The organism is Magnetococcus marinus MC-1 (assembly GCF_000014865.1).
Lineage (GTDB): Bacteria > Pseudomonadota > Magnetococcia > Magnetococcales > Magnetococcaceae > Magnetococcus > Magnetococcus marinus.
This window is the reverse complement of the sequence record NC_008576.1, coordinates 3,492,917-3,516,983: the sequence shown is the minus strand read 5'-3', so window position 1 is coordinate 3,516,983 and position 24,067 is coordinate 3,492,917. Positions and strand designations below refer to the sequence as shown.

Annotated in this window: 22 protein-coding genes and 3 pseudogenes; 20 read left to right on the top strand and 5 right to left on the bottom strand. The window is 54.1% G+C overall.

From position 1 onward, the window contains the following. The first annotated feature begins 4 nt into the window (after nt 1-4). The 15 genes and pseudogenes from MMC1_RS14345 to MMC1_RS20380 all read left to right on the top strand — a co-directional run bounded on the left by MMC1_RS14345 (nt 5) and on the right by MMC1_RS20380 (nt 16,515). Nucleotides 5-370 (top strand): hypothetical protein, encoded by a 366-nt coding sequence (locus tag MMC1_RS14345; RefSeq protein ID WP_011714379.1) that lies wholly within the window; start codon nt 5-7, stop codon nt 368-370. Between the two features lie 5 nt (nt 371-375). Next, entirely contained in the window at nt 376-1,410 is a 1,035-nt protein-coding gene (locus MMC1_RS14340) for a hypothetical protein (protein ID WP_011714378.1), read from the top strand. Nucleotides 1,411-1,415: 5 nt separating this feature from the next. After that, complete coding sequence (locus MMC1_RS14335) at nt 1,416-2,390, top strand: hypothetical protein (protein WP_011714377.1); 975 nt, start codon at nt 1,416-1,418, stop codon at nt 2,388-2,390. Beyond that, nucleotides 2,365-2,886, top strand: coding sequence for a hypothetical protein (locus tag MMC1_RS14330; RefSeq protein WP_011714376.1), 522 nt, complete (start codon nt 2,365-2,367; stop codon nt 2,884-2,886). Before MMC1_RS14335 ends, MMC1_RS14330 begins: the two co-directional genes overlap by 26 nt. 11 nt (nt 2,887-2,897) lie before the next feature. After that, on the top strand, nt 2,898-3,284 hold the full coding sequence (locus tag MMC1_RS14325) for a hypothetical protein (RefSeq protein ID WP_011714375.1): 387 nt from the start codon (nt 2,898-2,900) through the stop codon (nt 3,282-3,284). A gap of 3 nt (nt 3,285-3,287) precedes the next feature. Next, entirely contained in the window at nt 3,288-4,424 is a 1,137-nt protein-coding gene (locus MMC1_RS14320) for a hypothetical protein (RefSeq protein ID WP_011714374.1), read from the top strand. Beyond that, on the top strand, nt 4,421-5,797 hold the full coding sequence (locus tag MMC1_RS14315; protein WP_011714373.1) for a hypothetical protein: 1,377 nt from the start codon (nt 4,421-4,423) through the stop codon (nt 5,795-5,797). Before MMC1_RS14320 ends, MMC1_RS14315 begins: the two co-directional genes overlap by 4 nt. Nucleotides 5,798-6,534: 737 nt before the next feature. Next, on the top strand, nt 6,535-8,133 hold the full coding sequence (locus tag MMC1_RS14305) for an IS66-like element ISMasp5 family transposase (protein WP_011714370.1): 1,599 nt from the start codon (nt 6,535-6,537) through the stop codon (nt 8,131-8,133). 281 nt (nt 8,134-8,414) lie between these two features. Further along, nucleotides 8,415-10,430, top strand: a complete 2,016-nt coding sequence (locus MMC1_RS14300) for an SPOR domain-containing protein (protein ID WP_011714369.1) — start codon at nt 8,415-8,417, stop codon at nt 10,428-10,430. Nucleotides 10,431-10,814: 384 nt separating this feature from the next. After that, nucleotides 10,815-11,438, top strand: a complete 624-nt coding sequence (locus tag MMC1_RS20385; RefSeq protein WP_011714367.1) for a penicillin-binding protein activator LpoB — start codon at nt 10,815-10,817, stop codon at nt 11,436-11,438. 5 nt (nt 11,439-11,443) lie between these two features. Next, nucleotides 11,444-12,805, top strand: a complete 1,362-nt coding sequence (locus tag MMC1_RS14285) for a DUF6844 domain-containing protein (RefSeq protein WP_011714366.1) — start codon at nt 11,444-11,446, stop codon at nt 12,803-12,805. Continuing rightward, nucleotides 12,789-14,030, top strand: coding sequence for a hypothetical protein (locus tag MMC1_RS14280; RefSeq protein WP_011714365.1), 1,242 nt, complete (start codon nt 12,789-12,791; stop codon nt 14,028-14,030). The genes MMC1_RS14285 and MMC1_RS14280 overlap by 17 nt, the downstream gene beginning before the upstream one ends. A gap of 97 nt (nt 14,031-14,127) precedes the next feature. After that, nucleotides 14,128-15,080, top strand: a pseudogene (locus tag MMC1_RS14275) (IS5 family transposase). 94 nt (nt 15,081-15,174) lie between these two features. Next, nucleotides 15,175-15,519, top strand: a pseudogene (locus tag MMC1_RS22555) (lysozyme inhibitor LprI family protein); the annotation flags it as partial. A 63-nt stretch (nt 15,520-15,582) separates the two neighbouring features. After that, a complete protein-coding gene (locus MMC1_RS20380) occupies nt 15,583-16,515 on the top strand; it encodes an SUMF1/EgtB/PvdO family nonheme iron enzyme (RefSeq protein WP_227665329.1) in 933 nt (310 codons plus the stop codon). Between the two features lie 347 nt (nt 16,516-16,862). Here MMC1_RS20380 and MMC1_RS22240 read toward each other — a convergent pair whose 3' ends face one another. Together MMC1_RS22240 and MMC1_RS21725 are read right to left on the bottom strand one after the other, a co-directional pair. Beyond that, on the bottom strand, nt 16,863-17,093 hold the full coding sequence (locus MMC1_RS22240) for an integrase (RefSeq protein WP_265101277.1): 231 nt from the start codon (nt 17,091-17,093) through the stop codon (nt 16,863-16,865). After that, complete coding sequence (locus tag MMC1_RS21725; RefSeq protein WP_227665344.1) at nt 17,062-17,889, bottom strand: hypothetical protein; 828 nt, start codon at nt 17,887-17,889, stop codon at nt 17,062-17,064. Before MMC1_RS21725 ends, MMC1_RS22240 begins: the two co-directional genes overlap by 32 nt. Nucleotides 17,890-17,928: 39 nt before the next feature. On the opposite strand from MMC1_RS21725, the gene MMC1_RS20370 reads away from it, so the two are divergent. From MMC1_RS20370 to MMC1_RS14240, 4 genes and pseudogenes are all read left to right on the top strand, one after another. After that, nucleotides 17,929-18,861: an Rpn family recombination-promoting nuclease/putative transposase gene (locus MMC1_RS20370; RefSeq protein ID WP_011714360.1), complete on the top strand. Its 933-nt coding sequence runs from the start codon at nt 17,929-17,931 to the stop codon at nt 18,859-18,861. Further along, nucleotides 18,858-19,034: pseudogene (locus MMC1_RS22235) on the top strand (hypothetical protein); the annotation flags it as partial. The gene MMC1_RS20370 and the pseudogene MMC1_RS22235, both read left to right, overlap by 4 nt. An 89-nt stretch (nt 19,035-19,123) precedes the next feature. Beyond that, nucleotides 19,124-19,609 (top strand): IS5 family transposase, encoded by a 486-nt coding sequence (locus MMC1_RS21330; RefSeq protein ID WP_227665247.1) that lies wholly within the window; start codon nt 19,124-19,126, stop codon nt 19,607-19,609. Nucleotides 19,610-19,741: 132 nt separating this feature from the next. Next, nucleotides 19,742-20,008 carry a hypothetical protein gene (locus tag MMC1_RS14240; RefSeq protein WP_041641261.1) on the top strand — a complete coding sequence of 89 codons (267 nt, stop codon included), beginning with the start codon at nt 19,742-19,744 and terminating at the stop codon, nt 20,006-20,008. A 323-nt stretch (nt 20,009-20,331) separates the two neighbouring features. Here MMC1_RS14240 and MMC1_RS14235 read toward each other — a convergent pair whose 3' ends face one another. Continuing rightward, a complete protein-coding gene (locus MMC1_RS14235; protein ID WP_011714358.1) occupies nt 20,332-21,357 on the bottom strand; it encodes an integrase core domain-containing protein in 1,026 nt (341 codons plus the stop codon). 42 nt (nt 21,358-21,399) lie between these two features. Between MMC1_RS14235 and MMC1_RS14230 the strand changes: the two genes are divergently transcribed. Then, nucleotides 21,400-22,344 carry an Rpn family recombination-promoting nuclease/putative transposase gene (locus MMC1_RS14230; protein ID WP_011714357.1) on the top strand — a complete coding sequence of 315 codons (945 nt, stop codon included), beginning with the start codon at nt 21,400-21,402 and terminating at the stop codon, nt 22,342-22,344. 561 nt (nt 22,345-22,905) lie between these two features. On the opposite strand, the gene MMC1_RS22230 is transcribed toward MMC1_RS14230, so the two are convergent. Together MMC1_RS22230 and MMC1_RS14220 are read right to left on the bottom strand one after the other, a co-directional pair. Beyond that, the gene (locus MMC1_RS22230) at nt 22,906-23,781 is read right to left on the bottom strand and encodes an SEC-C metal-binding domain-containing protein (RefSeq protein ID WP_011714356.1); all 876 of its coding nucleotides are present in this window, start codon (nt 23,779-23,781) and stop codon (nt 22,906-22,908) included. Between the two features lie 2 nt (nt 23,782-23,783). Next, nucleotides 23,784-24,059: a hypothetical protein gene (locus MMC1_RS14220; protein WP_011714355.1), complete on the bottom strand. Its 276-nt coding sequence runs from the start codon at nt 24,057-24,059 to the stop codon at nt 23,784-23,786. Nucleotides 24,060-24,067: the final 8 nt, after the last annotated feature.

Here is a 24,067-nt window from a genome sequence, read left to right as displayed (position 1 = left end):
CCCGATGAAACAACTTGGTGATTTAACACTACCTGAGTCGATCCAGTGGAGCGACCGTCGGGCGTGGTCTCCTGTGGCCATGGAGACAGCCCGCACCCTGGGGGGCACCCCTGTGCTCTGGTCCCAACCCCTGGTGAAAGGCAGACCCATCACCCTGGAGGCCGCAGATGGGGTGACATGGTTGGATCAAGCCACCGTGATGGCCATTGAGGCCATGGCCGCCCAGTCCGGGGCGGTTTTCCCGCTTATCTGGAGGGCAGAGAGCTATAAGGTGATGTTCCGCCATCACGAACCACCGGCCATCCAGTTCCAACCCATCTGGCCGCACCATGATCTCTACACCGGTACCATCAAACTCTTTGAGGTGTAAGCGCAATGCCCATACAGACTTCAGAACTTCGTTTCTACAAATCCACCACCGTCAGCGATACTACCAGCAATGGAGGCCGCATCTCCGCCAGTGAGATCGCCGATGGGGTAAAGAACAACGTCTGGCCCGACGTGCCACAAGGGGAACGACTGGCCGGATCCACCAAATACCGCAAGGTGTTCTTCAAAGTCGCCAATGATGCGGATATCAAGCTGATTGACCCGCGCATCTATGTGGAGACCGCAACTCCAGGGGATGATCGCATTCTGATCTTTCCCGGCACCCAAACCGATACCCAGGGGGCGCTCACCGGATCAGAGCGGCTCTATGGGTCAGGAAGGCTGGATGCTAGCACCTCCATCGGGGTCACCAGTATCGATGTCAACACCGAGTCGGCCACCGATGCCATCTTCCAGAACGGGGACTTGATCCGCATCTCCGATCAGGACCATGTGGATGATGTCTCCGGTAACGTCGAGTTTATCCGTCTGGCCAGCAGTGGTGGGGTGACCTGGAATGGGGATAAAGCCACGCTGACCTTTGAGGCCGGACAGAGCTTGCAGAGCGCCTATGCCTCCAGCAATACCCGCGTTGCTTCAGTCATTGAGCCCGAGGATATCGAGGCAACCTGGGGTAGCTGGACCGGATCCACCGTTGCGGGTACATACGACGGATCCGGTCCAACGATAGCGCCCACCAATATTATACCGATTCTCGACTTTATCGGCAGCATTGAGCAGACCTGGACCCTGACCTTCAGCGATGCCAACAGCTTTAGCTGCGTGGGGGATACGCTGGGCAGTGTGGGCAGTGGCTCCATCTCTGGGGGTGATTTTGCCCCCAATAACCCTGATTTCAGCCGTCCCTATTTCACCCTGCCTGTGGCGGGCTGGGGCGGGGCTTGGTCCAGTGGAGAAACCATCACCTTCAAAACCCATCCCGCAGCCGTGCCCATCTGGTGGAAACGTATTGTCCCCGCCGGGGCCAATAGCTTATCAGCGGACAAGGTGGTGGTCGCCATTACGGGCGAGAGTGCGTAATCGCCATGGGTGAAATCAGCACTTCGCTTACGATTCAGTTTTCAGCGCCTGAACTGGATGAGCCCTTTGAACTGGTGGTCAACGATGATGACCAAGGGGGCTCGGCACCAGTGCAGGTGGCTTTCAGTCGTCTAACCTCGGGTGTCTGTGGTTGGGGGCGTATCTGCTATAGCATGAGTCAGATCACGCCCCTTGAGGTGATAGAGCCCGGCAAAAAGCGCGTAAAGCTCTACTGCTCCAAGCGCGTGGCGGCCACCGCCCGGCTCATCATCAGCGGGGGTGAGGCGCGCCTGATCGGGCGTCGTTCTGAAACGGTGGTGGAAACCATTACCTGGTCCAAAGAGCATACCAAGCAGCTGCGCTGGCTCTATGACCACCCGGTGTTGGAGATCATCGAGCAGACCTTCTTTCGCAACAAGCAGGGGGATCTGGTCACACCACCCCGCTATGACCGCCAAAGGGGTGCGTTTCATGCCTCCCAAGAGGTGATCGGGGCCCTGGTGGTGCGCTACACCGTAGGCTTCTCCCTCTACGAAATCACCTATGGCAATGGAGAGGAGAGCGTTTCAGCCGCTCAGTTCGTGGAGATGCAGAATGCCTGGCAATCCGGCAACGTGGAATCAGCAGAGGTCCCCCCTGTACGCATCATAGCCCTGTCCGACTGGCATGCCACCCAAGCCTCCTTCCCCCGCAAGTTTTGGCCCTCGGGAGCCCCCAGCGTCAGCCTGCGCCAAGCTTCCCCCTCAGGTAGTAGCGATGAGGACGCCCCCGCAGAGGAAGAGGAGCCCACCAGCGAGGGGTTCTATCAGGAGGTTCCAGGTACCCGTCAAACGGTGCTGGAGAAGATCTATCACCCGGATGATCCCGAGCAGTTTATTGAGGTGAAAAAGACCCTTTATCTGGAAGCGCGGGATACGGTTACCGGAAAGGCCCTCAAAATCAGGTTTCTCAATCATGCCTCTTCAACCACCAGCGCTTGACCTGGGTTTTCTGGATGAGCTGTCGGCCTTTCGGTGGGTCAGCGCCAATATCTGCATCACCATCATTGATGAATCCTCCCTCTATGCAAGAATGCAGACTCAAACATTCAACGAAGATCTGGTCCTGTTGAGACATGCGCTATCAACCTCCAACGCCCAGGTGGGGTGTATGGAGTTAAAGTTCATGCCTTCATCCCTATTGATCCCTGTTGGGGCCGAATTTCCCCAGGAGGTGCATCGTCTGATCCGCGAAAGGCCAACGCTGGAGGATTGGGAGGCGTTGCTACAGAGCATGACACCCACGCCTAAGCGGGTGGTGATCTCCTGTGATGCCTCAGGTTCCACCAATGGATTTGGCGATGTCCGGATCCGGGATGGCCTGTCGGCATGGATGGCCCAGCTGGAAAACAGGGGGGTGACGGTGATTACCCGTGAATACCGTGGTGAGCGGTGGTTGCTCCAGCTCATCGAAGATATGTCAGTCTTGACCGCATAAAGGAGAGTCTTATGGCCCTGCGTTTTAACGATACCCTGCGCAACTCCCTGATGAATAATCTGAGAAGCTACATCGATGGGATCTGCTTTGTCTATCCTGGCACCCGCCCGCCCAATCCTGACTTTCCCACATCAGAGCTGCCCTTGGTGCGTTTTACGCTGCAGTATAACAGCGCCGCCAACGGCGCAATCACACTGAGTAACTCTCCGGTGGCCAGTGAGGTGGAAGCGACGGGCACCGCTACCTGGTTTCGGTTGGAGGATGGCAACTATAAGATTGATGGGGATGTCTCTGTCGAGGGGGGCAGTGGAGATGCCATCCTGGATAATGTGGGGCTGACCGCTGGGGAGATGGTAACCCTCAAGCAGATGGATTTCTCCATTCCCAACCCTGCCTGATCCATGCCCCTCTCTGCTGCTATCCAGTGCCCGTGGTCCATCCTTCAAGAAAAGGCCCTTGGTGCGCCCTACAGCTTGACCTTGGACCAAACCCTTTCAACCTCCTGGTCCATTCAGGTTTCCCGTGGGGTAGGGGGGTGGGCACCGTTACTGCTGTCCCGGCAGCTTGAAGCCTCCTTCGATTATCTACCTCCATCGTTTGCGCTCAACACCCAACTGCCCATTGCCCTGACAGCCGATCTAAACCGGGCCAGGCGTTTTACGCTTGAGCATGAGCTTAAGCTTGCCTTGAGCAGCCGCCTCAGTGCCAGGGTGCAGGATGCCCGGGCCAGCTTTGTATTGCCCGTTGAGAGCACAACACGCCTTCAGGCGGATGCCTATGGTATGCGCTGTTCGGCGGCATTGGAGTTTTCCCTCACCTCCCTGGCTGAACACGGTAGCCGGGACATAGTTGTCATGGGAGAGATCCCCCTATCTCTCAGCGGCACCATTAAGGCAGCGCGACATACAGTCCGGGCCTCTGGCGTCATCACCGTTGAATCCCCTGCTATCCTCTTTACCGCCCAAAGTAGCACTCTGCAAGCTGCACCGGCACTTCCCATCCAGTTGCAGGGGCATATCTCCTTTGCCCCCAAATCCAGGCAGGTGACCACTCCCTATGCCATACGCTTTCCCGTTACGCGCCCTTTGGTCGCAGGGTATCGGTGTGGAGCATTCATCGAACAACACCTGGAAGCTTCGTGGGGCATACAGGTCACGGGCTCATGTCGCATGCCCTGGGCGCTGGGTGAATTTGTTTGGCCGCACTCTCTTACCGCTTCGTGGAAGATTCAGGTTGGGCGAGGAGCGGAGGCCCGTTACGGTGCTCCCGTTGATCGTGCGCTTTCGGCTCCCTACCAGGATGCTCTCCTCACGACACTACAGGCGGGCTATGCGCTGATGGGTCCGGTGCAGCAAAGTTTGACTTGCCAATGGTCTGCTACCCAGCCGGTGCAGGCATCTCTCACAACGGGCTATCAACTTCAAGCGCGGGACTCAGCTCATAGGGCTATGACCGCATGGTGGGATCTGCTGGTGGACCAGCCTCCCGTGCTCGCCTCTTCTGGCGTGCGCGCCATCCACTTTGGGTTGCCGCTATGAGCGTGATCTCTGCATCCCTGGCCATCGCCGAAGGGGACTACGCCTGGACTGGCACCATGGAGCTGGCGGATCCCGCCTCTTTCCAGCGCATCCGCATTGATGATCCGGTAACCCTGGAGTTGGGTGGGGAAACCTTCCAGATGATGGTGGATAACAAGACCCTCTCCCGGGATGGGGTGAGCCGTCCGCGCCTGACCGTCTCTCTCATCAGCCCAACGGCCCGCTTTGCCGCGCCCCGGGCCACGCCCATGGAGCGTGCCTGGGACGCTGCCATCCGCGCCCGAGAGGCCGCCGAGGAGGCGGTGGGCGAAGCCATTCAGTGGGATCTGGTGAACTGGGTCATTCCCGCCGGACGGCTTGCGGTCTATGACGCCGCGCCGTTGGATGTGGTCCGGACCATTGCCGAGGCCGTCGGCGGGGTGGTGGAGACCACGCCCGGGGGCATTCTCCGCGTCCGGCATCGTTTCCCGACGGCGGTTCCCCAGTGGAGCCGGGTCACCCCGGATCACATCCTCACCGACGCCGCCGACAACCTCTCCTGCCGAGAGTCCCATCGCGCCCGTTATCGGGTAAACCGGGTAACGGTACGGGGATGGCTGCCCAGCGGTGGCCACCTTTCTGCTGAAGTGGATCGACGGGTGGATGGGCTAAACCAGGGGCGTACCAGCTTTCATTCCGGCGGCACCGCCCATCTGCTGGTGAACAACGGATCCGAGACCGACATCCAGGGCATCAGCGCATCCGCCGGCACGCTCCTGACGAACGCCGATCAATCCTTCACCATCGCCGAGGATGTCACCTTCGACGGAACCAACAGCGCCACGCTCTCCCAGCCGGCCCGGGCCATCCAGTCGGTGATCTGGCTGGGCAACGACCTGGGCGCGGTCACCCTGGCCCCGGACGGCATGACGCTCCTGGCCAGCCGCGCCGGCATTGCCATCGCCCGCATCACCTTCACCGTGCGCGCCCGATCCTGGCGGCTCTCAGCTCCCAGCCGGGTGGCGGGGCTGGACTCCTTCCCGGTACAGGTGCGCATCACCGGTACGTCCGGCGACCCAGTGGGCGACGGCGAGATCATCTGCCAGCGCGGCGACGGGGAGTTTCCGGGCGAGGACATCTCCGATCCGCTCTTGGCCACCACTGAGGCCAAGCTCTCCCGGGGCCGGGCCGAAATCGACGCCGGCGAGGACCTGCAGGAGGTATTGCTCACCTGTGTTCACCGCCCCGGGGTGAGCCCTGGCCAGATCATCGAGATCCACGACGCCCTCATGGGTCGCTCCTGGCGGGGCAAGGTTACGGGCGTTGCCCACGAAGCAATCGGCCCCCGCATCACCACGTCCCTGGAGGTAGCTCGTGTCCCAGCCCGTTCATGATCTGCAACAACTCATCGCCAGCCAGCGGCCCGTATCCGGGCGAGTGGTGGCCGTCACCGGCGGCATGGTTCGCGTGGCCACGGCGCAGGGGGTGATGGAGGTGTCCGGAAGTGGATTGGCGGTAGGAGAGCGAGTCGTGGTGCGGGATGGGAAGGCCGCCCGGATTCAAGGCCAGCAAACCGTCCCGGTCCACTTCGTATAGAAATGTTCCAGCCCGGACCGCGCGTTTAACCAGTTGGGAACTCAAGCGGTTCGATTGGGCGTCAAGGGTCTCAATTTTCAAAGATCAAAGGGAAAACGAACGTGACTTCCTTCGGTAGAGTTGTGTCCGTTTCCTGGCCTGACTCTATCACGGATTGGAAAAAACGGAAGCGTTTTCATGGGTGATGAGGTTTTTGGGAGGGACACCCCTTGTTCAGTGAGGATGTTCACCGTCTGAGAAGGAATTGACTGCTGGGGCTGGTACCAATTTTGTTTGATCTTGGCAAAGAATATCCTTGACACGATTTTCGTCGAAAACGTGAAATTTCAAAAGGAGAGTACGATCCGATCTGTTTTGCCCATCAAAGCCTTGAGGGGGAATTGTGGCGGGTTTTCAGCTGTAGGCCAACCCCGGAGACGAGCGTATTTTTACACTGGCTCCAATGGGGCGCAGAAGCTCAAAAATCTCTTCCTGGAAACTCGTGTTATCATGTTCATGTTGATTCATTCACCGGCGATGATATGGCGCACGAACTATGAAACTTTCGGATCACGACCTGCTCCAGATTGATGAGGAATATCTCTCCTCGCTATCGTCTGCAGAATTGCTGGCCGTCAGCCGGAAAATGTTGGAGGATCTTAAGGAATCTCGTGAGCGTTTGAACCGGACACCTAATAACAGCTCCCAGCCGCCCAGCAGTCGTCCGGCGTACCTTGGAATTCCAGTTGAGGAGGATGAAGCGCATCTGGATGAGGATGAAGATGACGCTTCGCCGGATAAAAAGAAGGGGGCCAATGATGAGGGTGGAGATGATTCACCAGGGCCTTCCGGTAATTCTACTCCCCCTGCTCCAGGAAAGGCCAAGCCGGATTCTTCAAGCGAGAAGCCGAAAGGTAGGGCTGGGAAGCCGATCGGCGCCAAAGGCTTCGGCCGTACCCAAACAATTCCGATTCGGAGTACCGTGGTTCATCGAGCGGAAACGTGTGCTGCTTGCGATGCTGCCCTTCCCTTGGATGCTCGATTTATAGCTCGAATCGGCTATGTGACCATCGATCTGATAAGGGGTGGCCCGGATCAGCCTGGATTGAGGCTGGAGGGAACCAAGCACCTTTTTGGGGAAATTGCCTGTAGATGCGGCCATATTTCATGTACCGGTCCCGGCACAGGGGATCGACTTGAGATTGCAGGACGCAAAACCGCAACCAGTTTGAGTGAATGGCGTATTGTCGGCCCCATGTTGGCAGCTTTCATTGTTGCGCTCGCAAAACGGATGCGGTTGTCTCGCTCCAAGGTCCAGGAGTTTTTAATCGATTGGTTCGGCCTGGAGTTAAGTGTCGGGACCATTGACAATTGCATACGTGAAGTCGGGCTGGCTGCCAACCCTGTTCAGGATGAACTGATTGCTGAACTTCGTGCATCTGCTCTGGCTCATGTAGACGAAACGCCTTGGAAGCAAAAAGGTCAAGCTTTGTGGCTTTGGGTTTTCGCGACGGCCAATACAGTCTTGTTTTGTGTGGGACCTCGGACACGGCAAATGGTCATGGATATCCTGACCGAGGAATTCGCGGGCTGGCTGATGAGCGACGGACTCATGAACTACCGGACTTTTTCAAAGCGGCTGCGTTGCTGGGCACACCTGATCCGGAAGGCCAAAGGGTTGTCGGTAAGCCTGGATAAAGAGACCAAACGATTCGGCTCCAGGGTATTGGAAGTCCTGGAATACATGGTCGAAGAGGTCAAAGACGGATCGGATCCGCCTGCTGCCGCGTCGATTTTGGAAGATTTCCAGGGATACTGCGAAATATACAGAGATTATCCCCCGTCCGAGAAGGTTCGCAGCCTTGCCGTTGAGCTTCTCAATGACTGGGATGTCATCTGGCTACCCTTGAGATCTCCGGGGTTGCCACTGACAAACAATGATGCTGAACGTGCGCTGCGCCACTGGGTCATCGCGCGTTTGATCAGCCACGGAACTCGTACGGCAGAAGGGAGCCAAGTATTGGGTGTGCTGGCTAGCGTCATCGAAACTTGTCGATTGCGGAACGTGTCCCCCTGGGACTATCTTGCTAAGGTGATTGCTGAACGGAGAAAGGGAAACCCCGTACCACCGTTACCGGCTCCAGTAGCCGCTTGATATCGGGGTCTCTGAACGGTTACACCTCACCGGGGTGCGCCCCTCTATCCCACAAAAAGTCTACCCAAAAATGGCTGTTCCACTTGGAGGCCGTATACTGTTCCTATCAAATCATGCTGTTATGCCTGAACGGCTATGTTTTTGGGGAAAGCCCTGGTAATAACAGGTGTTGTTTTTTTGTCAGAATAGTGTTAAGCACTTATCTCCTACTTAGATGCCTGATCCTGGGCGTGGGGCTGTTATCCCTGTCTTCAACGAGCTGACATACCAAGGGTGCTGGGATGAAGCCAAGACTCACTTGTACCTTTTTTCTGCTTAGATGCCTGATCCTGGGCGTGGGGCTATTATCCCTGTCCGCCTGTGTAACGAACACTGCGTTAAGAGAACAGCACGCGACCGTCCAGCATGCCGGTTATGCCGCGGCGGCCCATGTCTTCCTTGATGAGAAAGGCAATGTCAAAGTCGATGCGGTCGATCTGCATGAATTGCTGGTTGTAGGCAAGTCGCTCCATGATGCTGGCATGTGGGCCAAGAGCAATGCGGTTCTGGCACAGGCCGCGAAGGCCTTGACGTGGAAGGAGGATACCATCGATACACCGGAGGAGGCACTCCGTTTCGTTGGAACCATTTTGACCAACGACACCTTTGGGGCTTACGTTGGCAAGATCTATGAAGGTGTCATGTTGGACTACTACATGGCGATCAACTTCGTGATGCTGGGTGACGAGGTCCAGGCACGGGTGCATTTCAATCGCCTTGCCGAACGCCAGGGGAATGCCGAAATCCAGTTGCGTGCCTATACTAAATCTCTGAAAGACACAGATACCTTGCCGGAAAACAAAAAAGACCGCGAGTTGGTCAGCAAGTCGATCAAAAAATCAGACGTGAATTTCCACAAGGGTCTCGAAAAGTTGCCGGAAAATCTGATGGCGGCGCAGATTCGAGTACCTTCCGGCGACCTGATGAACGCGGTATTCCGCAAGACCTCCTCAGCGCGTAGCGATAAGTACAGTGACAAGGCCAAGGACGCCATCAATGCCGTGCAGGCAATGGCCCCGGACACAGAAACCCGCCGCTTTGCCGAGACCCTGGAACGCAGCTTCCTGGAAACCAAGGACGAACATGTGTTTGTGCTTTACGAGTATGGGATTGGCCCTTCCATCGATGAATTTCGGGTCAATTTGCCGCTATTTTTGGTGAACAGCAATGTGCTGTACTCTGGCGTTGCGTTGCCGGAGTTCGTCCCGGGTCAGGGTGTCAACCCAGGCCTGCTGGTGATGCAGGACAAGAGCAGCGCCGAACTTGTCCAGGTCACCGATCTCAATCGGATTGCCTCGCTTGAATTCTCTTCATCTTACGACGCCAAGGTCGGAAAGGAGATTACCCGCGCGATCCTGAAAACGGTGGCCCAGGGTGTACTGAACAAGCAGATTGACGAAGAGGCCAGTGGATTGGCTGGTCTGCTGATGAAGGCCACAGTTGCCGTCGCACAGGCCGCTCTGACTCAGGCGGACACCCGCTGCTGGTCAAATCTGCCGAACCAGATACAGATGGCGGTGCTGAAAAAAGCAGGTGTTTCCGACATCGTCATGAGCACCAAACAGGGCCGGCAACTGGTGTCGGTGCCCTCGCTGCCTGGGGACCAGTTGGTGTATATGCGCCAGCAATCCTCCGGTGGCGATCTGAAGGTGTTTTCTCAACGATTGCCTGCCCGCTCTCTGTCTGTGGAGATTGATACGGCTAACCCACTCAGCCCAGCTGAAATAACAGGCGCTGCTTCAGTAAATGAAATTGTAGAGTTACCATCAGCAGAATCGGCTTCTATCCAAGACAAAATTGCAAACCCAAAACAGCAGTTTGGCAAACCGAAGCCTGTGGAACTTTCTGAAGACGAGAAGCCTGACGGAGTAAATGCGTCTCAGGGAGTGATAATGCCAAATACTCCTGAGGATTCTCCGCAAAGTCCAAATGGTGTGAAGGAAGCTAACCCAGAGTTGGATGGCCAGGATGTCAAAGTGCCCCATGCGATATATATCGGGGCATACTCTCAGGCTAGCGTGCTCAAAGAAATGGGCAGCCGCATTAAGCATTTAGGGCTTAGTTTCTATGTTCAGCCAATCCCAGGAAGATCCTTAACCCGTTTGTTTGTTGGACCTTTCAACGATCGTGCAGAAGCTGATGTTGCCAAACATACAATAGAAAAATCGTTGACTGACACTGCGGGGATAAAAATTTATCCAGTTTCAGTTATTAAGGACAGAGTAAATGCCGAAAAAATGGCTGTGTTGTCAAAGTAGCCAAGATGATCGTGTTCGGAACTCTTGCTGTGCTGATCAACCTGCTGAACCGTTCGACTGTCAGTGAGACGATCAAAACAGCCTTCGTAGAACGCAATAATGCGACTGACCGGCATCAAAACGCCCACAAGGGACGAAAGACACTTTGTTTCTCAAAAGGTTGGGATGTCCACAATGCCGTCATGGTCTTCGTAGCATACATCTACAATTTCTGCTGGCCTATCTGCACCCTCAGGATGAGAGTGGATGAGGGTAAATACGAGGAAAAAACACCGACTATGTCTGCCGGACTGGCTGATCACGTTTGGACCGTTGTGGAGTGGGTCTCTCGCCTTGTGATGCCGATTAGGTCATAGGGCACCACCAAAGAATTGAGGATTCATCATGCAAAACATCAAACTGATTTTTCTCGCAACTGGTGCTCTGTTGGCCGGTTGCGTATCCAATGCTGTCGTGTCAACCAACCCAAACTCACCTTCTGCCACCGGTAACCTGGATGGTTATGAGTCCTTCAGTATCACCAGTATCGATCTGGGGTATGCCGCGAACAAGGCTGTCCAGCAATTTCTTGAAGCACCAGAGTCGATCAAGCCGGGGGGCGGTCGCTATGTGATCGTTGTCGACCAGGTGGTGAATGACACGTTGAACAATTTTGATATCCGTCGCTTGACAGCACAGATCAAACGCAAGTTGCGCCAATCTAACCGTTTCCGCTTCTCCAATGCCTTGGGGGCGGACCAGACCCGTGCAGTGCTGGATGAGCGTAAGTTGCAGGACTCGAAATTGTTCGACCAAAGCACAGTGGCACAGGATGGAACTCTTGCCGCCCCCGACCTGTACCTGACTGGAAAAATTGTCGTGGCTACCACGCGTTCAGCAGACGGCGACAGGCAACAGTTGAATTATGCCTTCATGCTGGAGGTGGTCGATAAGGTGCGTGGCTACGTGCTGTTTGACAGCTATGTTGAGATCGACAAAACAGGTTCCAACAAGAACTTTGCGTGGTGAGTCTGATGAAAACCCTGATTGCTATGGCCTTTTCTGCCGGTATGGTTATCTCCCCTGTGGTTACGGCAGATACCTGCCAGTCCAATGGGAGTGTCGCAAATGCGAGTGAGATGCTGGACAAACAGGTCCGCGCCTTCAACGGCAGTTCTTTCGGCTCGGACTTGATAAAACGCGCCGAAGCCGGTCGCCTAGTTCTGCTCAAGAGTGATGTGATGTCGGTTGATAAAAGCGTGGACAGTCCTCAGTTCACGCAGTCGCGAGATTTCGCTTACGCCAAGGCGCTGGCCAATGTGCAGGCGAAATTCATCTTGAAGAAGCAAACAGAGTCTCAGGCGCAGATTGTCTCCGAGCGTTACGATGCCTCGCCGGCGAGTGCCGAGTACGGATTTCCCAATGATGATGCAGGTAGTAGAAACATTCGTATCGGTGACAAATCTGTCAAACTGGTCGAAGCCAAGTTAGACAATGCCCTGCGTGCGGAGGGCGTGTCTGAGCAGGAAATCCGCAGTGCCTCGCGCGAGAAAAAGGTCGATCTATTCCGGGAATCCCTGGCACACGCAGCGGCAAGAAGAGCTTTTGGTGCTGCCACCGGGCTGATACCGGTCAAGTCATTTGAAACTGTCGATTGCAATGGTCGTGCGGCGGTTTTGCTAGTTGCGGTCTATTCGGAGAAAAACCGTAACTTCGTGAATGCCATTTTGCACAGCGAATCGATTGTTGCTGCCCCAGAGCTGGCCAGTGGCGTTCCGTTCGAGACGCAGGTCGGGAATGAAATTGACGATGGCTCCGTGGTCTACGAATGGGGGATACGCAAGCTTTACGACAGCCACGGTTACCCGGTACTGGCCAGCTATGGCCAATGGGGTTATGCCCCCCACCAGGGAATGCCAAAGGCGAATGAACGACGCAAGCGCAGTGCCCTGACACAGGCGGATGCCGGCGCTTACGAGCAGATGACACTGTTCCTGGACAGTCAGGCGAATTTCAGCAACGAGACCTCGAGCAGTGAATTTGCAAACAGTTTCGTGCGGGTCACCGAGACGGCTGAAGGGGTGCAAAAAACCGAAGAGGAAGTGTCGGAGATCGTCACCAAGAGTATCGAGAGCTTTCGGACCAAGGGAAAGGTGAAACTGGCCGGTCTATCTAACCCGATACACTGGGACCTGGCTTATCCGCATAAAGGCGCACAGGCCAGAGTCGTGGGTTCAGTCCTTTACTGGTCGCCGCACGCCGAGGATGCGATCAATATTGCGACAGGCAAACGGGCCAGGCGTGTGATCTCGAATAAAGAGGAAACGCCCGCACCGGGAGTGGATCATTCCATGATTGGCGGCAGCAAGGTACGAAACAATGTCGATGATTTCTAGACTATTGATCATTGCTTGCTTATTTGTCTCCTCAGCGCAGGCGGACGTGATTGTTAGCTCCATTGGTGCCGGGGGAAGCGGGTTAAACAAGGAGGAGGCGGTGTTGATGGCCTTGGAAAATGCTGTTGGCAAGGCCTTTGGATTTAGCCTGGAAGGCGCACTGGTGCGCAGCCTAAAGGATAACGCCACCTATGGTACCGAAGGAAATAGCGAAGAGATTGTGTCGCGTCTCAGTCGGTCCGTGGTCAGACAGACTCGGACGCCGGACAATGCGCCGGTGACCGGGTATGAGGTACTGGATGTCTATGAGACCCAAACCGGTTGGGAGGCGCATGTCAGATTGTATTACAAGGCATACAAAAAGCTGGGGGATCCGGACAAGCGGCGCACACTGGTCGTGTCTGCAACTGATACCCGTGCGGCCACCTTGGCCGAGGCCATCGAGGCTTCATTGATGGCCAGTCGTCGATTCGATGTGCTCAAAAGGGATGATGCTGGTGCATTCGCGGCAGAAAAAGCCTTTATCCGGGGCAGTGACGCGGAGCAGGGTGAGCTTGCCCGCCTGGGCCGGGGAAAGGGTGCGGACTATCTGGTACTGGTCAAGACCAGCAAGTATTTCAGCCACCTGAATGATGTGAAGCACATCCAGGCGACCGGTGAGCGCTTGTACCACTCAGAAGCGGGTTTTAACTACGACATCGAGGTTGTGGAGTTTTCCAGTCGTGAGATGAAGTGGCGGAAACGAGGCAAGGTCTCCGCGTCCACAGACAAGCCGATCTCCGATGCCAGCAGTCTGCTTGCGGGACGTATCACGCGTCTGGCGGATTCGATTGGCAGCGACCTGATTGGTGCCATCTATCCGCCACGGATAGTGCGGGTGATGGGCGATAGGGCGGTGCTCAACCGCGGTGAGGGGGCCGTCAAGCTGGGTCAGCAAGTCACGATCTACGCCCTTAAGGAAGCATTGATCGATCCCCAGAGTGGCGAGTCGCTGGGAGGGATGGAACAGCGGATTGCCAGCGCGGTTGTCGTGGAGCTCAAGCCCAAGTTTTCAGTGCTCGAGCTGAGCGCTGGAAGCCTGCAGCACAGTGAGGATTACATTGTCAGGTGGTCGCAATCCAGCGCCCAGGCCCCCAGCAGAAGGCACGGGGTTCACTCGGAGCGTATCAAACAGAAGGAGGCGCTTGAAAAAGCGCGTTCGCTTGACGATGCGTTCTTACGCTGATTGTTGACGCTTGCGATGGGCTTTGTTGCATGAATCCAACCGTTTGAACGGATTGTGATATCCTGATGCCAAAAACATCGGCCAGGGAGCGGGCATGATGAAGGGGCATGGGAGCGGTAAGCGTCGCTATCGGGTGCGGAACTGGTCAGCCTATCACGACGCGCTGGTGAAACGAGGTCGGCTGACTCTGTGGTTTGATGAAGAGGCGATCGCTGGGTGGCATGTAAAGGAGCCGCCCAAGAAGCGCGGTGGGGTTTCGGTCTACACGGATACCGCCATCCTGTGCGGCTTGACGCTGCGGGTATTGTTCAAGCTTCCGCTACGGGCGCTGCAAGGGTTGGTTGGCTCCGTGATTGATATGCTGGGGCTGCCCTTGCTGACGCCGGATTACAGCACATTCTGCCGCCGGCAGAAGGGCCTGAATGTTCCGTTGCCGCGCCAGGGTAAGCGGAAGCCGCTGCACATGGTGGTTGATTCCACAGGGCTGAAGGTGTTCGGTGAAGGGGAATGGAAGGTGCGCCAGCACGGCTGGTCGAAGCGGCGGACCTGGCGCAAGCTGCATCTTGGCGTGAACGAAGCCAGCGGTGAACTGGTGGCGGCGACGTTGACCGCCAACGATAAGGGCGATAGCGAGATGTTGCCTGACCTGTTGGATCAGTGTGCGGATGATCTGGTCCAGGTTTCAGGCGATGGCGGCTACGATACGTGGAGATGCTATGAGGCCATCGCCGCGAGGGGAGCGCGAGCGGCGATTCCACCGCAACGCAACGCCAAAATAAAGCAGCACGGCAACCGCCATGCACCGCCGCTTCCACGCGATGAGGCGTTGCGTCGGATTAGACAGGTCGGGCGAACTCAGTGGAAAAGGGAGAGCGGCTATCACAGACGAAGCTTGGCAGAGACCGCCGTGGCCCGGATCAAGGGGATCTTCGGCGGCGCGTTGATGGCCGCCTGTTCGAGAATCAGAAGGGCGAGGCTATGGCCCGCTGTCGGACTCTGAATATAATGACCGCTTTGGGCATGCCGGATAGCTATCCGGTCACCGAGTAAAATATTGGGGAAAGGGGGAAATACCTCTTCCTCTCCGATTCATGCAACAAAGCCATGCCCCAAAAGAAGTCACCGATTCAGGAGAGTAATCACTATGGACAGAATGATAAATACACCAGTAGTAATATCAATGGTCCTGGCGGCTGGGATGATGGGGGTTCAGGCATCAGAAGCCGCAAGTTTCGATTGCTCCGAAGCAAGGGCGCCAATTGAAAAATTGATATGTTCGGACACGAAACTCTTTGAGTATGATGGGAGACTGGGTGACGCATACTTGATAGCAAGAAAATCTTCAGATACTCCTGATAAGGTTAGAGATGGACAGAGGGAGTGGATTAAGACCAGAAATAAGGCATGTCCGGTGTTAACAGAAGATTTAGGCGACTCCCGATTGAAACGGATTCTCGTGGGATGTCTTGTCCCTCATTATGAGGCAAGAATTGGTGAGTTGGAGAAAATCTCTGAACCATCAGTGGCTGAAGCAGATGGGGAAACCTCATCAATGACTGAAATTGCCCGAACGGAGCGAGAGTTAAAGGAGAAGGAAGCGCAGGAGGCGGCGGAGGCTGCACAGCAGGAAGCGGAGCGAGATCGTTTGGAGGATGCCCTGCGAGTGAAGCGAGAGTTGAAGGAGATAGAGGCACGCCCAGCAGTGGAGCGTGCCCGGTTGCAAGCGGAACAGGATCGGTTGGAACGGGATCGCAAGAAGCGGGAAAAGGAAGCGAAGCGCGAGGCGGAATTAGCTGAAGGCTATAACGCTGAACAGAAATGGGTAGGTGAAGACTTCCAAACCGGGATGGAATTCGTGTGGGTGTCCGGCGGTTCATACGAGATGGGCGACACAGGGGGTTATCAAAACGAGATACCTGTGCATCGCGTGACGTTGGACGGTTTCTGGTTGGGCAAGTACGAGGTGACCCAGGCGCAGTGGCGGGCGGTGATGGGGAGCGATCCGTCAACCCTCAAGGGGGATGATCATCCAGTGGAGAACGTATCCTGGAATGATGTACAGGAATTCATCCGGAAGCTGAACGCTCGTGGAGGCGGCAAATACCGGCTACCTACGGAGGCGGAATGGGAGTATGCGTGCCGGAGTGGGGGCAAGGACCGGTTGTATTCAGGAAGTGAGGATTTGGACAAGGTGGCCTGGCATGATGAAGAATATCACCCTGTGGGTGGCAAGGCGCCCAACGGTTTGGGCCTCTATGACATGAGCGGGAACGTGTGGGAATGGGTGCAGGATGTGTACGACGAGCATGCCTATGACAAGCATGCTCCCAAGAGTCCGATATATGAGGGAAGCGGCTCCTACCGCGTGGGTCGCGGCGGTTCTTGGCTCCACGGCGCCGGGGACCTGCGTTGCGCCAATCGCAACAACTACGACCCGGGCGACCGCAGCAACTTCCTGGGCTTCCGACTGCTGAGGACGCCGTAGGCGTTAGTTTCTGGTTTTTTAGGCTCTTGCGGTTTTTGGGTGCCTGGGGGGGCAGAGGCATGGACATGAGGCTCTATAAGGTTTTTCAGGTCAACCAAAGGGAGCCTTGGCCATGTCCACCAGCCTGCTGTCCCTCTCGTAAATGTTATCTGCACCCAAATTGGCCTTGGTTGATGCATCGACGGAGCGATTTTTCTGGTCTGTTGGAACAAAACCTGGGAGAATCGAGAGGGTATAAGGTGCTTGAAAATGCCTTGATCCTGCTGAGTCTTGGATTTCATGCACAGTGGATCGGAACGTCAAGTCAATACGCTCTTTGAAAATCAGAAACCGATAGCTGACAGATGTCAGGCAGCGGCGCGCTTGTACCGATGGTGCAGACCGCCGAGAACTGGGAATACGATAACGTCGCCTGACTCTTTGTGCTGAATCGGACGGTGAACCGGGGAATCTTTGGCCAAACCCAAATGGGTCCGCTGGTGGTAATAATCCACATACTCACCAAGCTTTTGTCGCAGATGCTCTTCATTGAGCACGATGATGTGATCAAAACACTCTCTGCGGCAACTGCCAATCATCCGTTCTGCTATGGCATTTTGCCTGGGGGATCCTGGGGCAGTGACCACAGTTTTGATTCCCATTGATTTGAGTGAGTGCTGACTGGCCATGAAGAGCGGGTCGCGATCGTGCAGAAGAAAGCGCGGAACTGGATCCCAGGGAAACGCTTCGCGGATTTGTTGAATGCCCCAAGCTGATGTTGGATGTAGTTACGTTGAAGTGAATGATGCGTCTACGATCGTCGTCAATTAAAATCAGGATGTGCAGCACCTTGAAAAAGATGGTCGGTACGGTGAAAAAGTCCATGGCAATGATCTGATTCGCGTGGTTATCAAGAAAGGTTCTCCAGCTCTGTGACGGAGGATTGTCGGGTTTAACCATGTACTTTGAGACCGATGTTTCCCCGACATCATACCCCATTTCAGTAACTCGCCGTGCATGCGTGGTGCTCCCCAGAGTGGATTTTCGCGGCTCATTTGTCTGATCAGTTTTCGTATCATCGCTGGGACCTTTGGTCTGCCGGGCTGTCTCCTTTTGGACAGATACCGCCAGTACAGCTTGAAACCTTTCTTGTGCCACTTGATCACTGTGTCCGGCTTGATGATCACCAGCGCGTCTTTCCAGCCCGGCCAGATTCGAGACAGCCAGATCCAGAAGATGCGGTCCCATGGTTTCAATTTGACACGCTTTGGGTGTTTTCTCTGTAGGACGTTGAGTTGGTGGCGCAAAGCCAGGATTTCTATCTGAAGCGCCACCTGAGATTTGAACAATCCCGTGATGATGTGGATGAGTTCTGTTAGTGTGCTGAGCATGCATAGCTCCTTGAAATAAAGCCCTGAACGGAATTGTTCCCGTATGACCAAGATAACTCAGCCGCATGATCGGTTTCTGAAAGCACTATTGAGTGATCCAGACAAGGCTGGAACTTTGCTTCGGGAGCAGTTGCCAAAAGAAGTGACGGAGTTGTTGTCATCAGAGCCACCTGAGTTAGTGGATGGGTCATTCATTGATGGCGAATTTCGGGAACATTTAACAGACCGTCTTTTCAGGGTGAAGAGCCGGGAAGGAAAAGCAGCGTACATCTACACGTTAGTTGAGCATAAGAGCTATAACGACGAGTGGGTTGCATTTCAATTGCTGCGTTATATGGTCAGGATTTGGGAACGTTTGATTCAAAAGAAAATGCAGAAGCTGCCTCCGATTGTGCCGCTGGTGGTGTACCATGGGGCGCGTGAGTGGAAGGTTCCCAACCATTTTTCTGCATTGATTGAAGCAGATGAAAGCTTGCTGCCTCATCTGCTTGATTTCAGTTTCGCGGTGACGGATTTAGGCCGGGTCGAAGATGATGCCTTATCTGAAGACACACGTTTGCGTGCCGCCTTGATGGCAATGAAGTATGCATTTCAGGGTGCCGAAGGTGTGGTTGTGTTTCCACAGATAGGGAAGGGGACCCAAGGGGATCCTGATTTTGCCAAGTTGGTGTTGAGATATCTGATTCAGACGTATAGGGGAATGACGATGGCAGATGTACAGGCCTATGCAGAAGAGGCTTTTCCAGGAGAAGCGGAGGAGTATGCTTCCCTGTTTGCCCGTGAGATGATGTCGAAGGGTCGTCAAGAGGGTCGTCAAGAGGGGGAAGCAGCACTGCTTCTGCGCCAATTACACCGGTGTTTCGGTGAGCTTCCTGCTTGGGTGGAAGAGAAAATCCAGAATTCTGGTGTGGAGCAGATTGAAGTATGGACCGATAGAGTTTTTGATGGTGAATCGTTAGAGTCTGTTTTTAAATGAGGAAATGTATTGTTCGATCATTTTTGTCAACCAAAATCAGGGGTCGAACTTTCTCTGCTGTGGGCGAAAATTCTCCAGAGACGGTTCGTTTCGGGCCTAGAACCCTCCAGGTGTTTTGGATTTTGCGTACAGGTGCGCCATGGCGCGATCTTCCACCAGATTATGGCGATTGGAACAACACTCAACGCCGTTTCTGCCGGTGGCGCGACAAAGGGATCTGGGAGAAGCTGCTTGACCAGATGATTGAAGACCCTGATTACGAGTGGTTGATGATCGATGCATCTCACTGCAAGGTGCATCCGCATGCAGCTGGGGCCAAAGGCGGCAATCAAGAGATGAGTCGCACAAAAGGGGGCTCAACAGTAAGATACATTTGGCCGTGGATGCGCATGGTATGCCGGTCAGAGCGATTATCACGAAGGGTACCCGAGCTGATTGCTCACAAGCTCAAGCCTTGATATCGGGTTTTGAAGCAGAGTGCTTGCTGGCTGACAGGGGTTATGACAGCGACGCTATAGTTGAGCAAGCTTGCGAACAGGGAATGAAGCCAGTGATCCCGCCGCGCAAAAACAGGAAAACTCCACGAGTGTATGATGTGGATCTCTATAAAATCCGTCACTTGGTAGAGAATGCATTTTTGCATTTGAAAAGATGGCGAGGCATCGCCACCAGATACGCCAAGAACGTAGATTCATTCCTGGCGGCGGTACAAATCAGGTGTATTGCCATCTGGGGCGCAATCTTGTGACGACACTATCTAGTTCAATTCAACCGCTGACCCGGAAAATGGGAATGCGTCATGGACAATGGCTTGTCAATTTGGCAGAATTAAAGCCGTGCCATGTGGCACTTGGGATGTTCCAGATTAAGGGAGATCATTGTGCGCAAAACAACCACCGCCATCATCGTGGCAGCATCACTGTGCCTGGTCGCAACAAGTGCATTCGCCGGACGTGACCATAAAAGCATCATCCTAGAAGCCTGGGGCCAGGGCCTGACGAAGATGAAGCTTTCGGGCTATCCCCTCTCGAGAGCCACGGTAGCCAAAGACCGAGTTGGCTACGAGGTTGTGATCTTTAATAGCCTGAACGGCCGCGATACCGTTGTTTGCAAGCACGAGGCCAGCAAGTGGTTGTGCGTGAAGTGACCGGCTAGCCCGCATATCTCACCGCCCCTCGGATGATGACGGTCTGAGCCACGCGGTTTGACGATTGTGGAGACTGGAGGTGCGCGGGGTTGTCCTGATCCGGCCTGTGCCTCTCGAAAATGTCGTCCGCACCACAATTGGCACTGATTCTGGCAGCGGCATAGCGATTTTTCTGGTCTGATGGAGTGGAATCTGGAAGAATCTACAAGTGATGAAGGGCTTGGTGTGTTTGGATTCTGCCAGAATTTGGATTTTAGGCACAGAGGGTTGGAACGCCAGGTCAATGCGCTCTTTGAAAATCAGAAACCGATAGCTGACAGATGTCAGGCAGCAACGCGCTCGTACCGGTGGTGTAGACCACCGAGAACTGGGAGCGCAATGATGTTGCCAGACTCTTTTGGCTGGACTGCACGGTGTATCGGGGAATCTTTGGCCAAACCCAGATGGGTCCGCTGGTGGTAATAATCCACATACTCCCCAAGCCGCTGTCGCAGGTGTTCTTCGTTGAGCACGATGATGTGGTCAAAGTACTCTCTGCGACAACTACCGATCATCCGTTCTGCGATGGCATTTTGCCAAGGCGATCCTGGGGCTGTGGTCAGCGTTTCGATCCCTATGGCTCTGAGAGAGTGCTGACTGGCCATGAAGAGTGGATCGCGATCATGCAGCAGGAAACGCGGGGCTGAATCCCAGGGAAACGCTTCGCGGATTTGTTGAACCACCCAAGCTGACGTTGGATTGATCGTAACATTGAAATGGATAATCCGGCGGCGATCGTGGTCGATCAGAATGAGGACGTGCAGCACCTTGAAAAAGATAGTCGGTATGGTGAAGAAGTCCATGGCCACGATCTGATTTACGTGGTTATCAAGGAAGGTCCTCCAGGTCTGTGAAGGGGGCTTGTTAGGTTTGAGCATGTACTTTGAGACTGATGTCTCTCCTATATCGTAGCCCAATTTCAGTAACTCACCATGTATGCGTGGTGCTCCCCAGAGTGGATTTTCCCGCGACATTTGCCGAATTAGGTCCCGCACTTCCTGCGGGACGCGAGGACGGCCAGGGCGTATTGGTCGCGACTTCCGTTTCCAATAGAGCTTGAAGCCTTGCTTGTGCCATTTGATGACGGTGGCTGGTTTTATAATCACGAACGCGTGTTTCCACCTAGGCCAGATCTGAGATAGCCAAACCCAAAAGATCCTGTCCATATGGCGTAGGGTAGGGCGCTTGGGGCGTTGGCGTTGTAAGACATTAATCTGGTGGCGCAGGGCGAGGATTTCCAGTTTCAGGTCTGCACGAGACTTGAATAACCCCGTGATGTAGTGGATGAGTTCTGTTAGTGTGCCGAGCATGTTATACCCTTGGGAAAATGCCTTGAATGGAATGACCACTGTATGACGAAGATTACCCAGCCGCACGATCGGTTTCTGAAGGCATTGTTGAGTGATCCAGATAAAACCGGAACTTTGCTTCGGGAGCGTTTGCCAAAGGAAGTAGCAGAGTTGCTGTCATCTGAGCCGCCTGTCTTGGTGGATGGGACCTTCATTGATGGTGAGTTTCGGGAGCATTTAACGGACCGGCTTTTCAAGGTTAAGACTCAAGAGGGGAAGGCGGCATATATTTACGCGCTGATTGAGCACAAGAGCTGTGCAGACGAATGGGTTGCCTTTCAACTTTTGCGCTATATGGTCAGGATTTGGGAGCGTTTTCTGAAAGAAGGGCAGCAGAAGCTACCTCCGATTGTGCCTCTGGTGGTTTATCATGGGGCTCGTGAGTGGACGGTCCCAAACCAGTTTTCAGCATTGCTTGAAGCAGATAAGGGTTTGTTACACCATCTGCTTGATTTCAGCTTTGCGGTGACGGATTTAGGGCGCATCGAGGATGATGACCTGTCTCAGGATACTCATTTGCGAGCTGCTCTGATGGCGATGAAGTATGCGTTTCATAGTGCGGATGGTGTGGTTGTCATTCCGCAGATAGGGAAGGGTACACAAGGGGATCCCGAGTTTGCCAAGCTGGTGTTGAGATATCTGATTCAGACGTACAGGGGAATGACAATGGCAGATGTACAGGCATATGCGGAAGAGGCTTTTCCAGGAGAAGCGGAGCACTATGCATCGCAGTTTGCGCGTGAGATGATGTCTAAGGGTCGTCAAGAGGGCCGTCAAGAGGGCCGTCAAGAGGGTGAATCTTCACTTCTTCTGAGACAGCTTCATCGCCGATTTGGAGAAGTACCTAGTTGGGCGGAGTTAAAAGTAGCGAATGCTACAATTGATGAACTGGAGACCTGGGGTGAGCAAATTTTTGATGCGGAGACGCTGGAAGCCGTATTCAAGTAGGGTCAGGGTTCGTGAATTTATGTGATCGGGCGAGCGGACCTTTAAAGCAAACTATTAGAGGTTGAGATGGAGGATGTTTTTTCTGTTTTATTGATAAATATCAATGCGATGTGACTTGTTTTTGCTAGAGTTCTTGGGTAGCGCGTGTGACCCTCTTGCGAAACAAAAATGCCTAAAAAAATAGGCGGAGAAGGTTTGCTAAAGGGTGGCGTTTGGTCAACCATAAGAAATCGTTATAGATTTCTCTCTATAAGCCACTCGCAAGAGTGGCTTTTTTTGTACCCAAATTCAACAACAATACCAAAGCTTAGCAACCTGTCCAAATTGCCAAGCCCCGTAGTGCAGGTCGGGGTAGGGTGCCATCCATCTCTTTTCCCGGTCTTTTCCTCTCTCTGTCTCTGTCGCCAAGGACTTTTTAAAATCCGACCTCCGTTGAAGGTCGGGGAGAATGCTCATAAATATAAAGAGATATGAAATCCGACCTTCATTGAGGGTTCACATTCCTTTCGCTATCAACCGTAAACAAGTCGCGCGGAAAACAAATTAAACAAAGCTTAACCTTCAGTTTAAACAACACTTCTTGAATTTCTTGCCGCTACCACAGGGGCAAGGATCGTTACGGCCAACGTTAGCAGAACCTCGATTAAACGTGGTGGATCCCAATGGATACGGGTAGGGCTTACGAGGACCCACTTCCTCTTCCATCTCTTTGATGCCCAACTTTCCATAATGTGGTTTGGGCGTAGAGCGCTTTTCCCTCAAACCAAGCGATATCTCTGCATCTTCCAGGTCTCCGGGAAGCGCAAGAATGGTACGTTTTTTAATGTAGACCTCGCGAATTAATTCAATAGCTTCTATGGCCTGAAGATCAAGAAGAGCTGAGATCAAAAAGCCATTGAATTGCTTGGAATTGACTTCATACTTAGTAAGAGTCTCTGCGATAGCATGGATGGCCTTTTCTCTTTCCGATGAGAGCTCTTTTGCCACATTGGCAATGTGCTCAGAGACATGCTGACGTAGATCGCTTGATCTGTTTCTATCCTGAAGAAGAGGGATAAGGATGTTAATTACATCGGGACCCATCATTTTGAATACATCGCTTGCCTCGTTGACGATCCAGTCGAAATCCTGCCAAACAAGGAAGTTTTCAAAAAGTGTGTTTACGGATACAACAGCCTTCAATTGTCCTAAAGCACGCCAAGCATGAATAGGTGCCCATGATGTAGCATCGTCTAGATCGCTGGATAATATGCCTTCATCGGTGGCCAGTCTTGTAAGCTCGGAGATGTGTTCTTGTGACAAGCCATGCTTACTATAATTAATCCACTTTGATGGATTCCGGTCACTCCAGGGTGGATAATGGCATTCACCGAGGGATAGAAGAATATCAACAGGCGAAGTGTAAGAGCCGATTCTGCTTTTTCCTGTAGAGGCCATATTTATTTATTCTCACTGCAAGACGCATTAATGGGCAGTTTGGGCAACTGCATGAGCATGGCTCCATACCGCCGCCGATCAAAAGGCTGCCGGTGATTCTTCACCATGAAGAGCTCATGCATGAAGATTTGCGCCATCAAACGTCGAGCCTCAATAACCTCAAACCCTGACCGGATGAGTCGGGCCAAAGCGCTGCGGGCTTCAGGAAATTGGTCGGATGTGATCTGCTGGTTGATGGCATCTAAGGCATTGTCCATCATGGCTGGATTGGTCTGCATAGCTCCCT